Raw genomic sequence first — 12,569 nt, forward strand, 5'->3', positions numbered from 1 at the left:
TGGTATAATTTCTAAGTTATTGGCTATTTATCAGCCGAATCTTTATAATGAGAACTAGAATGACTAATTGGAGGTAAGTGGATTGACTACTGCCAAAATCGTTTACGCCAGCATGACTGGCAACAATGAAGAAATCGCAGAAATCGTTGAAGAAGCATTCCAAAATCATGACGTTGATGTTGAAACCACCGAAATTTCCCAAGCCGATGCGTCGGACTTCGAGGACGCGGACATCTGCGTGATCGTGACCTATACTTATGGTGAAGGCGACATGCCTGACGAGGCCCAAGATTTTTACGATGATTTGCTTGAAGAATATCTGACCGGTAAAATCTATGGCACTTGTGGCTCAGGCGACTTATTTTATGAAGGTCATTTCTGCGCGACGGTTGACGATTTCGACCGCGCCTTGGCGCAAACCGGCGCGACAAAAGGCGCGGAAAGCGTCAAAATCGACTTGGCCGCCGAAGCTGATGACATTGAACATCTAGAACAATTCGTGACTGAATTAGTTGCTAAAGCGCAACAGAACGGGTAACTTGCGATGATTAAATTTCGTGAATTTCTCCTAAAGCATCGGGATTTCCTGATTTATACAGTTTTCGGTTTTCTAGCTTCGGTGATCAACATTGTTTCCTTTATGTTGATCAAGAGCGGCCTGCACGTTCATTACATTTTCGCCAACACCTTAGCCTGGCTGATTTCGGTAGTTTTTGGATTTTTCACTAATAAGTCGATCGTTTTCAAATCGGAATACTCAACGGGTTACGCGCTGTTCACCGAATTGATCGCGTTCTTCTTCTTTCGCGGCATGAGCTTGCTGGCGGATTCGGCAATCATGGTGCTGGGGATCAGCGTATTGCATATGTCCAGTTTCTGGGCCAAAACCATCGATCAACTCTTGGTCGGCCTGTTGAACTATGCCACCACCCGCTTTACGTTCAGCAAGGAGCAGAAGGCCATGACCGCGCGACTACGGAAGCTGCGGCAGGAACGGCTGGGCCGCCGCCGCACGCCCTCGTCTTTGCCGGAGCCCTCGGAGACCAGCCCAGATCAGCCCGAGAAGAAACAAGAATCACATTAGCCTGTCCGGAAGTGAACCAAGGACGCGTCAATTCCCGATAAAAAACCACCTGATCAGCGCCGACCGGCAAACATTGCGGTCAAGCTGATGATCAGGTGGTTCTTTTTTTGAATGTGCCGCGCGGGTTTGGAAACGTGCTGCCCGCAACTGACTTCTGTGCTTAGCTACGCAAATGTTCCGGAAGCGCAACCCGCTGCCAAAACCTTGGCTAGGTTAATGCTCAGAAGCTACCCGGGCCGACTGGCACTTTTAGCCTTCAAAATCGGTTGGCGCTGGGGCTTGATCATCGAAATAGGCGTGGATCGCCGTGCAGATCCGTTCGGCGGCATGGCCATCCCCATAAGGATTTTTGGCGTGGGCCATGGCTTGATAGGCGGTCTCATCTTCCAATAATCGCAACATATTGGTCGTGACCACCTCTGGATCCGTGCCCACCAACTTCAAAGTGCCCGCAGCCACTCCTTCTGGCCGCTCGGTGGTATCACGCAAGACCAGCACCGGCTTACCCAGCGAAGGCGCCTCTTCTTGGACACCGCCGGAATCAGTCATAATGAAATAAGACCGCGCCGCCAAATTGTGGAAATCAACCACATCTAAAGGATCAATCAAATGAATGCGGGGATCATTGCCCAGAAGTTCGTGGGCCGCCTCTTGGACCACCGGATTCAAATGGACCGGATAAATGATTTCCACATCAGCATGACTGTCAACAACTTGCCGCATCGCCTTGAACACGCGCCGCATCGGTTCGCCCTGATTTTCCCGCCGGTGCATCGTCACCAAAATCATCTTCTTCGCGGGATCGACTTCATCGAGAACATCATGATGATAATCGGCCTTGACCGTTTGCTTCAAAGCGTCGATCGCCGTATTGCCGGTAACATACAAATGCTCAGAAGAATGGTGCTCCTGCAACAAATTAGCCTTACTCTGGCTGGTTGGCGCAAAATATAAATCACTGAGATCATCGGTGATCTGCCGATTCATTTCTTCGGGGAACGGCGAATACTTATTCCAGGTCCGCAATCCCGCCTCCACATGCCCCAAGGTCGTCTGCTGATAAAAAGCGGCTAAACTCGCGGCCATGGAGGTCGTCGTATCGCCATGGACCAAAACAATATCAGGCTTCTCAGCGGCGATCACCTCTTCGATCCCGGTCAACACTCGGCCAGTGATTTGGCTTAAAGTCTGGCGCTGTTTCATAATGTCCAGATCATAATCGGGCGTGATTTTGAAAATCGCCAAAACTTGATCTAACATTTGCCGGTGTTGCGCGGTCACCACGGTGATCTCCTTGAATTCTGGTCGCCGCTGTAATTCTAGAACCAAGGGCGCCATTTTGATTGCTTCTGGCCGTGTGCCAAAAACGGTCATCACTTTGATCTGCTTTACCATCTACTTACCTCCGCGAGTTCATCGTTCTGTTCTCTAATTATAGCATACTTAGCTTGGTGTTTACTTTGCGTGTGGGGCTTCAGGGCGGGCTGGTGGTGCGGGCAAAAGTAGCGTGGCCGCAGCTTGCGCTGCGAAATTCGGGGTGAGCTCGCTGTGGGCTTCACTTTGAGCTTCGCAAAACCCGCGAATCTCAAAGCTGAGCCTTGTCCTAAGCGGCAGAGCCGCCAAGGACAATTTCACGGCGATCTCACCCCGAATTTCTCCGCTCCAGCCGCTCAACGTTTTAACAGCCGTTTGAGCACTCGCGCCAATTGGCAAGCTATGGTCAATTGATGGAAATCCACGCAGTTGACGGCCGTGGTTAGTGGTTACAATCCTTGAATTGGTGACACCAGGATAGTCTGTCTGATGAACAGACCTGGTTCTCGGTGAATCAACTGAATTGATACGTTTCCACCCAAGGATTGTTTAGGGAACAGGTAAGGATGTCCAATCAATGCAACCTGTACCAACCAACTAATCCAGATCGGTTGACATTGCCGTACCACCAAAAAGTGGGCAATTGTTTGACCACTACACTTGCAAAAGCACTTCGTCTAATCCTTCGCCTTGATTGCAGATGAGCTCAATTCTGTTCAGCAACCGGCTGGGACTGCGCGGCTCAGTGGTGAAATTGTCCTTGGCGGCTTTGCCGCTTAGGACAAGGCTCGATTTGAAGACAATTCCCGCTTTTGGAATTGGCTTCAAACGATGCCCACCACGTTCCAGTCCGCAACAGCAGTCCCAGCCGGTTGCGTCCACCTAAACCCAACCACGCCTGCAATCAAGCAAGGTTCAATAACAGCGCACAGGCATCTGGACTCAGTTTGCGTTGCCGTACCACCACAAAAAGGACAATTGTTTGATCTCTCGCTTGCGAAAGCACTTCGTCTAATCCTTCGCCTTGATGGCAGATAGGCTCAATTCTGCCTAGCAACCGCCTCAGGACGTGTGGCTCAGCGGTGAGATTATTCTTAGCGATTTATCGCTTAGAATAAGGCTCGATTTGAAGACAAGCCGCTGGGCTTGCGGATTGGCTTCAAACGATGCCCACCGCGTTCCAGCCACGATAAACGTCCTGAGGCGGTTGCGTCCCCATCCAAACCCAGCACACCTGCAATTAGGCTCAGGCTACTTTCCCTTCACAAAGCATGGTAAACTAGAGCTAAACAAGCGAAAAGAGGATCTCTGATGACGACAAGAAATTTCACCGAGCAACTACAAACCTATGCCGATTTGGCCATCAAAATCGGTCTAAATATCCAACCAGGCGATTTAATGACGCTTTCCATTGATGTTGAGCAGGCGCCTTTTGCCCACTTATTGGTGGCGGCGGCTTATCGAGCGGGCGCGCGCAATGTGATCATGCAGTGGCAGGACGCGCAGATCCAGCGGCTGGCTGTGCAGGCGCAATCTGATGATGAGCTTAGCAGTGTGCTGCCCCATCAAGAAACTTTGTCAGAATACATCGCCACGCAGCGGATCAAACGACTGGTCGTGATGTCCAGTGATCCCGACACCTTGGCTGGCTTACCCGCGGACAAAATCGCCGCGTTCCAACGGCGGGATAGTCAAGGGATTCAGGCCGTGCGCAGCGCCACTCAAAGCAATCGCTTGAGCTGGCTGATCATTGGCGCCGCAAGTCCGGCCTGGGCCCAAAAGGTTTTCCCTGGGGAGACGGCGGAGGTGGCGACCGATCATCTTTGGCAAGCGATTTTCAAAACGATGCGCTTAGACAGCGCCGATCCAATCAAGGCTTGGGAAGACCATCGCCAAAAACTAAGCGCCAAGGCGGAAATGCTGAACGCGCAACAATTCGATCGACTTCATTACACCGCGCCTGGAACTGACTTGGTCATTGGGCTACCGCAAGATCATCGCTGGGAGGCGGCTGGTGCCACCAACGAAAAGGGCGACTTCTTTATTCCTAATATGCCGACGGAAGAAGTTTTCACCGCGCCGGACGCCAATCGGGTCGACGGGACCGTAAGTTCGACCAAACCCCTTAGTTACGCGGGAACGATTCTGAGCGGCTTGCACTTCACGTTCGCCCACGGCAAGGTGATCGCCGCCACCGCCGCCCAAGGACAGGCCACCCTGGACCATCTCTTGGCGACCGATGATGGCGCCCGCCACTTAGGCGAAGTTGCGCTAGTTCCCGACCAATCGCCGATTTCGCAGTCAGGCATCACCTATTTCAACACCCTTTTCGACGAAAACGCCTCTGACCACCTCGCATTGGGCGCCGCCTATCCGTTTTCAATCAAGAACGGAACCAACATGACCAAACTCGCCTTACAAAAGGCCGGGTTGAACAGCAGCCAGATCCATGTGGACTTTATGGTCGGTTCCGCCGAAATGAACATCGACGGCATTACCAAAAGCGGCGCGGTCGTCCCACTATTCCGCCAAGGCAACTGGGTCGAATGAGTAGCGGCTGGTTGATGCTTAGCGGCGCCATGATCATTTTCACCTGTTTTGCCGCCGGGATCACTTATATGAATTGGACCCGCCCGCGCGACCGAAAACTCTTTCTCAGCATCACCGTGGTATTGTTGCTGGGCACCCTCTTCTGCCTGTGGCAACTTTTCCAAGGCATGGGCACGCTTTGAGCGCCGAGCCACAATTCCGAACCAACAGATGCCAATTCAGATTGCTTAACCAGCCAAAAACCATTATAATTAGTAGGTATTTCGCGGTGATAGCTCATCTGGATAGAGCAACGGCCTCCTAAGCCGTAGGTGGAGAGTTCGAGTCCCTCTCACCGCATAGAGTGCGAGCCAGCCCGGGTAGCTTCTGAGCATTAACCTAGCTAGGATTTTGGAAGCGGGTTTCGCTTCCGGAATCCTAGCGTAGTTAAGCGCAAGAAGCTGGGCTGGCGAGCACGTTTCAAATCAGAGAGTGCGGAGCGAGGATGGGTGGCTGTGAGCATTAGCCTAGCAACAGTTTTGGTGGCGTACTTTGCCACCGGAACTGTTGCGTAGCTAAGCGGAACAGCCAATCCTCGCGCAGCACGTTTCAAAAGAGTGCGGAGCGCAACGGGTTGACTTCGAGCACTAGCCTAGCTCTTGCTTTGGAAGCCGCACTTCGCTTCCGAAACAAGAGCGTAGCTAAGCACAGAAGTCAGTTGCGCTCCGCGCGTTTCAAAAAAGCAATCACAGCCCCGTGATTGCTTTTTTCGTGTCGATTGCCGGCGCCACGCCATTAATCATCTGGCGCCATTCATTCAGGTAGCACTTTATCTGCCGCGGTCAGCGCGCGCAACACGTGACAAGGATTGCCCACCGCGATCACATTCGCGGGGATATCCTTGTTGACCAAACTCTTGGCGCCAATAATGCTACCGTGGCCGATCGTCACGCCAGGCGTGATCGTCACATCGCCGCCGATCCAAACATCATCTTCGATCGTGATTGGCAGCGCCTCTTCCACGCCGGTGCGCCGCTCGATCGGGTCGAAAGTGTGATTAGCGGTGTACATGCCACAATTGGGCCCAATCAAGCAATGTTCGCCAATCGTGATTTTGCCCTCATCCATCAGAAATGCATTTCGATTGAGGAAAGAATTCGCGCCAATCGTTGTATGATTACCATAATCCACCCAAATCGGGTTGATGATCACCACACTGGCCGCCATTTCAGGGAAAAGCTGCGGTAACAGCTCAGCGCGTTCGGGGCTGTAAGTCGGTAATAAATTGATCTGGTGGCAGAGATCCATCGCCTTTTTCCGGTCGGCGACCAACTCAGGATCGCCATTGGGATCATACCACTCGCCAGCAAAACTCTTCTCTTTTTCAGTTCGCACCATAATTTCTCCTTAATAAATTGATTTCTAACATTACCATAAAGAACCAGCGGGTGATTGTCAATCAACTTTTTCCTGAGATGCGGCAACGGACTTCTTTCATTGTCCCTAATAAAAAAGCAAGGACCAATGGGAATCTCCTTGGTCCTTGCCTTTTCGAACTCTTGATTTGAAACGTGCTCGCCAGCCCAGCTTCTTGCGCTTAACTACGCTAGGCTTCCGGAAGCGAAACCCGCTTCCAAAATCCTAGCTAGGTTAATGCTCAGAAGCTAACCGGGCTGGCTCGCACTCTGTTTTGAAACGTGCTGCGCGAGGATTGGCTGTTCCGCTTAGCTACGCACTCTGTTTTTGAAACGTGCTGCGCGCAACTGACTTCTGCGCTTAACTACGCTCTTGTTTTGGAAGCGAAGTGCGGCTTCCAAAGCAAGAGCTAGGTTAATGCTCAAAGTCAACCCGTTGCGCTCCGCACTCTGTTTTTAAAAATAGTCCCAGAGCATTGGTTTGTTGGGGTAGGTCAGGCTGGCTTGTAGGCGGTCCAGGGTTGCTGGATCGGCTTGCAGATCAGTGCCGGCCTGTTGCAATTCGCGCAAGCTGCGGTAGCCTAAAACGACTTTTGTCAGCTGGCGGGTATCGATACGCAGATCGACTTGCTCGGCGGCGCTGGGCTTCAGTTGACCTTGACCAGCGGTGACGGTCAGTTCCCAAACACCCGCGTTTTGCGGATAGAAATCGTCGCTGATCGTCATGGTGATGGGTTGCGCCAAATCGGCGGTAAACTGCCAATTCGCTAGCAGCGCCGGCCAGTTCGCCACCGCGGCCATCATATAAGGCTGGATCGTCGTCTGAACCTGATAAGACTCAGGCAGCCAGTCATTATGCGGCGCTTGGTTGCTGCTGGTATAGCTGAAGGACTGATAACTGCTGACATGTTTCCCAACGAAAGTCCACAAGCGTGTCTGCGCGGCGGAACTGGTCGCCATCAACTCCACAACCCGAAACTCGGTCCCAGGTTCGCGCTCATACAGCAGATAGCCATCAAGCTCACCAGTTTCATCCTTGGATAAAGCCAGTTCCCAGCGCGAATGTTTACTGAAACGATAAGCTTGCCACCAATCCGGGCGGGTCACCCCACCTTGTTGACTCTGGAAATTGGCTTGATAAAGCCGAGCCATTTCCGGTAAATGCGCGGAAAAATCAGCGCGCACCACAGAGCCGGTTTGGTTTTTCGGTAAGCGGGGGAAATTAGCGGCGGTCAGTTGATACTTGACCTGATCGAAAACCTGTTCAAAGCCGAAGCGGCGATAAAACCTGAAGGAGAACGGCGCTAGATAGGATAAGTAAACCCCATCTTGAGCCATTTGGGCATAAGCCGCCTGCATCAACTGACTGATCGCGCCTTGACCACCGAATTCCGGATAAGTCGCCACGTAACCGATCCCAGCCATGAGCAAGCTGCGTCCATGCCAGTTCACAGGTAAATTGGTGACCATCAAGCCACTTTTGACCTGGCCGGCATCGTCGAGCAACACAAAGACATGGCTGTGCTTAGCCAAAACCATAAACTTCTCACGGCGACCAGCATTGCTGGGGCGATCGAACGCGTAATAACAAAGCTCTAAATACTGATCGAGGAGCGCTTGGTCAGCTTCTTGGAGCAAAACGACCTTGGTCATTTCTGTTCTCCTAAGTCCTCACCATTGCTGGCAATGACCTGTTTGTACCAATAGAAACTGTCCTTCGGATAACGCGCCAGATCTTTCTCGCTTTCTTCATCGCGATTGACATAAACAAAGCCGTAACGCTTGCGGTAACCATTGAGCCAGCTGAGTAAGTCCGTGAAGCTCCAAGTGGTGTAACCGATAACGTCAACGCCATCGCTAATGGCTTCGTGGATCGCCTTCACGTGTTCGCGCAAGAAGTGGATCCGATAATCATCATGGATCTCGTGATCAGCTTCTAAGGTGTCGAACGCGCCCAACCCGTTTTCCGTAATCAAAACTGGCAATTGATAACGACTATTGATCCGCCGTAACGCGATCCGCAAGCCGATCGGATCGATATTCCAATCCCAATCAGTTTTTTGCAAATAATCGTTCTTAGCCATCTTGAATAAGCCGGGAACACCGGATTCTTTCGAGGTCCCCTTCTTACCAGAAGTATTCTCCGCCGCCATGCCCACACCATCTAACGGATTGGCCGCCACGGTGTTGGTCTGGTAGTAGTTCAAGCCCATGAAATCAGGATGAGACAATGGGTCTTTTAACAACGCGTCGTCCGCTTCGGTGATTTCAGGCGCTAGACCTTGTTCTGTCTGCCATTTCCGGATCAAATCAGGATAATGACCGAAAACATACATATCCATCCAATAGTAAGAATTGAATTGTTCCGCATTATCCGCCGCCAGTTGATTGATTGGCGCCGCATCAGCTGGATAAGCTGGACTATAAGCGAAACTTGGTCCAATTTGACCTTGATAACCATGTTCGTGGAAATATTTGATCACCGTCGCGTTGACCAAATTACCGATATGATTCGCCGCATACATCCGTTTAGGATCCTTAACTGCTGGTGGATGACTGGCCATCAAATAGCCATGTTGCATAAAGATATTCTGTTCATTCAAGGTGACCCAATAACGAACCCGATCGCCATAGCGGTCAAACAGGGTTTTCGCGTAATTCAAGAAATCAGGAATAATTTCCCGAGATTCCCAACCACCATACTCATCCTGCAACGCTTGAGGCAAGTCCCAGTGATAAATCGTTACCACAGGTTCGATCTTATGCGCAATCAGATCATTGATCAAATCGTCATAGAACTTCAAACCAGCTTCATTCGGTTCGCCTTTGCCATTAGGGAAGATCCGCGTCCAAGCAATGGAGAAACGATACGCCTTCAAGCCAGCTTCAGCCATCAGGTCAACATCTTCTTGATAACGATGATAGTGATCAACGGCCACATCACCATTGGTTCCTTCGTAAGTCTTGCCAGGGATCCGGACGAACTTATCCCAAACTGATAGACCCTTACCGCCTTCGCGGTAGGCCCCTTCGATTTGGTAAGCAGCCGAAGCAGAGCCCCACAAGAAACTCTTAGGAAAAGCGGTCAATTCTTTGTGTTCCATTCTTTCGCCTCCGATATTTAGAAACCTGTTCAAATTCACCGACAGATCTAACAATCTAGCGGATCAGGAAGATTCCGCAAATCAATCAAATCAAACATCCATCAGATTGACCGCAGAAACCAGATCAACCAGATCTAGTATGATTCTTCGATCTGCGTCAACATTTTGCGGAAATCACGACGCCGCATCCAACCCATGAGCCAACCAACGACCATGTTGTTGACTTGCCGCATCCAGCTCTTCGCTTCAACGTGTTCTTCATAAGTCAATTCCGTCTCATGATCACCGATCGCCTTGATATCATAGCTGACCAAGAACTTGGTTTGCGTCGATTGTGTTTCATAATGATACGCTTCATTGGGCACTAATTTGGTGATCAACAATTTAGCCGACGTCGTGTTATTGAACTTCTTAACATAACTAAAGCCATCCAATTGATCCTCAGTTACATCAGTACCAGTTTGCTTGCGAATGTCATAGAGAACTGAATCGATGATCTTGTGGTAAAAATAGTTACTAGGAATATTTAATTTCTGCACGAGTTTCATTTCTTAGTCCCCTTCTTCTCTGTGGTAGTGACATCAGCATCATCGGGGCGCGCCGTTTTAGGATCATGTTCGCGAACATACTCGGCGTCAGCCTTTTTGTTCTCTTCAGCGACCTTGGCGCTATACACCTTTGAATCATGACGAAACAACCAGAAACCAAGAGCGGCAATGATCAAACCAGTAAACATGATTCCTGAGCGAATATCAGTCGCGCCAGGACCAGCCGGGCTGATCATGATGGTCAGAAAGCCCAAGGTCATTATCAATAAACCGCGGCGAGGCATTATTTTTCTACCCCAGCCTGGAAGTAAAGCACCATGCCCCAAGATTGCGCCTTGATCAAGGATTTCGCTAATTTTGCGGCCGCTTCCAAGTCGTCAGCAGTGGTCTCAAAGACTAATTTCATGCCATTCTTGCTCTTGAGCTTGAAGGAAACACCATTTTCATTGTAGCTGTTTAACAGGTCGATAATCTTGTCTTGAGAAATCGGTGCGTTTAAAAAAATCATAATTTTGATCTCCTTTGATTTGTCATAAATATTTTTATTACCATTATAGGATAAGCCATTTCACCGCTCGAATGCAACAATTCTGGATAATTTATCGGTTAAATTTACCCCAAATTTCGGCGTTGATTTGCGCGAGGATCCGGCAAGATAAGCGCGATGATTTAGGAAAGCGCTCTTTTTAAGTTAGAAAGGGCCAGCAGATCAATGACCTGCCAGCCCCTTTCTAGATAACTTAATCAAACTTATTCAGTTTTGTAATTAAGCTGCTTGTTCTTCGTCAGCAGCCATCCGACTTGAAGCAAGAACGAATGGTAACCAGATGAAGAAGGCAATAACGATGTTAACCAAAGCTAACACGGCAGCACGCCAATCAAAGTTCGTGGCCAACCATGCCAGTAATACTGGTGGAGTGATCCAAGGAACAGAGATTGTGACTGGGCTAACCCAATGAGCTGCAGTTACAAAGTAAGCAATGATTGTGTTAACAACTGGAGCCAAGATGAATGGAATGAAGTAAATTGCATTCAAGACAATTGGCAAACCAAACATAACAGGTTCGTTGATGTTGAACAGACCAGGCGCTAACGCTAATTTAGCGACAGCCTTTTCATCAGCACGTTTTGAGAAAATCAAAATTGCTGCCAACAGAACGATCGTACCACCAGAACCACCAAACCATACGTAAGCATCAAATGAGCTACGAGTCCAGTAGTATTGTGCTTGTTTGCCATCAATCAAAGCTTGGATGTTCAAGTTCTGTGTTGGTGTCCAAACACCTTCCAAGATAGGGCCCAAAACGTTTGGTCCGTGAATACCGAAGAACCAAAGAATTTGAACTAACAAGGAAACTAAGATAACTAAGCCAGGGCCTTGGCCTAACTTCATCAATGGCGCTTGGATCGTTGCATTGATCCAGTCACCGAAGACTTGGCCAGTTAACTTGTTGAACAAGTAGTTAAGGATCGCAACCCCAAAGATCGCAGCCATAGAAGGAATCATAGCTGTAAATGCTTTAGAAACTGCAGGTGGCACTGTATCAGGCATCTTGATTGTGATGTCTTTATGCAGTAACCAGATATAGATAACAACTGCTAACCCACCAAGAATCATGGCAGTGAACAAAGCAGCTGAGTTCAATTGACCAAAAGCGAATAAATTGCTGATAGTTACTGTTTTGCCATCAACTGCTGCATTAGCATCAGTAAACATTTTAGCAACACTAGATGACAATGGTTTAGCCAAAGTCAAACTTGTTGAGCTGTTGATTGACAGGAAGAACGCGGATAATGAAACCAGAGAACCGCCTAAGCCATCAGCATGATAGTTCTCAGCCAAGTGGTAGCCCCACATTGCTGCGAAGAAGACTGCGAAGATTCCTAAGGAACCGTTTGAAACCAAGCCATCAATCGCAACGATTGGTTGAATCGCATTAACAAAACCAGTCCAGCCCCATTGAGTTGGGTATGTTTGCAACAATGCGTTCAACAAAGTTGCTAACGAACCAGCCATGGTGATTGGCATCGTAGAAATGAAGCCATCACGTAAAGCGACTAACCAAGGAATAGAACCAATTTTTGTTGCAACTGGCACAACATATTTCTCAAGCCAATTTACAATCCCTTGCATAAATATAACCTCCAAAATAAAAGCTAACCCATATTTTCGGTCTTTCGACCAACCCAAAAAATAAAAAATAGCTAAAAACTAGTTAGAACTAAGTGCTAAACATAGTTGTCTATGCTTCTTTGCCAGCTAATTTCTTGTACAAATCAACGATTTCGCCAGCTAAATCACGGAAAGTGATCGCGTTCATCAAGTGGTCCTGTGAATGAACCATCAACAAGGTAACTGTGACATGCTCACCACTCGCCTCTTTGGTCAGCATCCCGGTCTGGGAATTATGAGCTTCCGCTAATGATGCGTCTGCTTCTTTCAGCTTCGCGTCAGCGCCCTCAAAATCACCCGTCTTAGCAGCTTGAATTGCCTCCATCGAGCTACTCTTTGCATTACCGCCATTGACAATCAAGCCCATGACCGCTTGTAGATTTTGATCTTCGTCCAATCTTC

Annotated in this window: 16 protein-coding genes and 1 tRNA gene; 5 read left to right on the forward strand and 12 right to left on the reverse strand. The window is 49.2% G+C overall.

From position 1 onward, the window contains the following. The first annotated feature begins 82 nt into the window (after positions 1-82). Positions 83-538 (forward strand): flavodoxin, encoded by a 456-nt coding sequence (locus EKM94_RS02015; RefSeq protein WP_125596682.1) that lies wholly within the window; start codon positions 83-85, stop codon positions 536-538. 6 nt (positions 539-544) lie between these two features. After that, entirely contained in the window at positions 545-1,084 is a 540-nt protein-coding gene (locus EKM94_RS02020; protein WP_125596685.1) for a GtrA family protein, read from the forward strand. A gap of 249 nt (positions 1,085-1,333) precedes the next feature. Here EKM94_RS02020 and wecB read toward each other — a convergent pair whose 3' ends face one another. The 4 genes from wecB to EKM94_RS12745 all read right to left on the reverse strand — a co-directional run bounded on the left by wecB (position 1,334) and on the right by EKM94_RS12745 (position 3,586). Next, on the reverse strand, positions 1,334-2,479 hold the full coding sequence (wecB, locus tag EKM94_RS02025; protein ID WP_125596688.1) for a non-hydrolyzing UDP-N-acetylglucosamine 2-epimerase: 1,146 nt from the start codon (positions 2,477-2,479) through the stop codon (positions 1,334-1,336). 60 nt (positions 2,480-2,539) lie between these two features. Beyond that, entirely contained in the window at positions 2,540-2,797 is a 258-nt protein-coding gene (locus EKM94_RS02030) for a hypothetical protein (protein WP_125596691.1), read from the reverse strand. 255 nt (positions 2,798-3,052) lie between these two features. Beyond that, positions 3,053-3,226, reverse strand: a complete 174-nt coding sequence (locus tag EKM94_RS12260; RefSeq protein WP_164511058.1) for a hypothetical protein — start codon at positions 3,224-3,226, stop codon at positions 3,053-3,055. A 234-nt stretch (positions 3,227-3,460) separates the two neighbouring features. Further along, positions 3,461-3,586, reverse strand: a complete 126-nt coding sequence (locus EKM94_RS12745; RefSeq protein WP_263853211.1) for a hypothetical protein — start codon at positions 3,584-3,586, stop codon at positions 3,461-3,463. Between the two features lie 123 nt (positions 3,587-3,709). Between EKM94_RS12745 and EKM94_RS02035 the strand changes: the two genes are divergently transcribed. The 3 genes from EKM94_RS02035 to EKM94_RS02045 all read left to right on the forward strand — a co-directional run bounded on the left by EKM94_RS02035 (position 3,710) and on the right by EKM94_RS02045 (position 5,287). Continuing rightward, positions 3,710-4,948 (forward strand): aminopeptidase, encoded by a 1,239-nt coding sequence (locus EKM94_RS02035; RefSeq protein WP_125596694.1) that lies wholly within the window; start codon positions 3,710-3,712, stop codon positions 4,946-4,948. Next, positions 4,945-5,130 carry a hypothetical protein gene (locus tag EKM94_RS02040; RefSeq protein ID WP_125596697.1) on the forward strand — a complete coding sequence of 62 codons (186 nt, stop codon included), beginning with the start codon at positions 4,945-4,947 and terminating at the stop codon, positions 5,128-5,130. The genes EKM94_RS02035 and EKM94_RS02040 overlap by 4 nt, the downstream gene beginning before the upstream one ends. Positions 5,131-5,213: 83 nt before the next feature. Beyond that, positions 5,214-5,287, forward strand: a tRNA-Arg gene (locus EKM94_RS02045). Positions 5,288-5,740: 453 nt separating this feature from the next. Here the strand turns inward: EKM94_RS02045 and EKM94_RS02050 are convergent. The 8 genes from EKM94_RS02050 to EKM94_RS02085 all read right to left on the reverse strand — a co-directional run bounded on the left by EKM94_RS02050 (position 5,741) and on the right by EKM94_RS02085 (position 12,534). After that, positions 5,741-6,322, reverse strand: a complete 582-nt coding sequence (locus tag EKM94_RS02050; protein WP_225422127.1) for a sugar O-acetyltransferase — start codon at positions 6,320-6,322, stop codon at positions 5,741-5,743. 476 nt (positions 6,323-6,798) lie between these two features. Continuing rightward, complete coding sequence (locus EKM94_RS02055) at positions 6,799-7,995, reverse strand: GNAT family N-acetyltransferase (protein WP_125596703.1); 1,197 nt, start codon at positions 7,993-7,995, stop codon at positions 6,799-6,801. After that, positions 7,992-9,446, reverse strand: a complete 1,455-nt coding sequence (locus EKM94_RS02060) for a glycoside hydrolase family 1 protein (RefSeq protein ID WP_125596706.1) — start codon at positions 9,444-9,446, stop codon at positions 7,992-7,994. Before EKM94_RS02060 ends, EKM94_RS02055 begins: the two co-directional genes overlap by 4 nt. Before the next feature lie 134 nt (positions 9,447-9,580). After that, positions 9,581-9,994 carry a DUF3284 domain-containing protein gene (locus tag EKM94_RS02065; protein WP_125596709.1) on the reverse strand — a complete coding sequence of 138 codons (414 nt, stop codon included), beginning with the start codon at positions 9,992-9,994 and terminating at the stop codon, positions 9,581-9,583. Beyond that, the gene (locus tag EKM94_RS02070; protein ID WP_125596712.1) at positions 9,991-10,278 is read right to left on the reverse strand and encodes a hypothetical protein; all 288 of its coding nucleotides are present in this window, start codon (positions 10,276-10,278) and stop codon (positions 9,991-9,993) included. The genes EKM94_RS02065 and EKM94_RS02070 overlap by 4 nt, the downstream gene beginning before the upstream one ends. After that, a complete protein-coding gene (locus tag EKM94_RS02075) occupies positions 10,278-10,502 on the reverse strand; it encodes a hypothetical protein (RefSeq protein WP_125596715.1) in 225 nt (74 codons plus the stop codon). The genes EKM94_RS02070 and EKM94_RS02075 overlap by 1 nt, the downstream gene beginning before the upstream one ends. A 258-nt stretch (positions 10,503-10,760) precedes the next feature. Further along, a complete protein-coding gene (locus EKM94_RS02080) occupies positions 10,761-12,128 on the reverse strand; it encodes a PTS sugar transporter subunit IIC (RefSeq protein WP_125596719.1) in 1,368 nt (455 codons plus the stop codon). A 109-nt stretch (positions 12,129-12,237) separates the two neighbouring features. After that, positions 12,238-12,534 carry a PTS lactose/cellobiose transporter subunit IIA gene (locus EKM94_RS02085; protein ID WP_125596981.1) on the reverse strand — a complete coding sequence of 99 codons (297 nt, stop codon included), beginning with the start codon at positions 12,532-12,534 and terminating at the stop codon, positions 12,238-12,240. Positions 12,535-12,569 lie beyond the last annotated feature (35 nt).

This window comes from Lapidilactobacillus achengensis (assembly GCF_003946655.1).
Classification (GTDB): domain Bacteria; phylum Bacillota; class Bacilli; order Lactobacillales; family Lactobacillaceae; genus Lapidilactobacillus; species Lapidilactobacillus achengensis.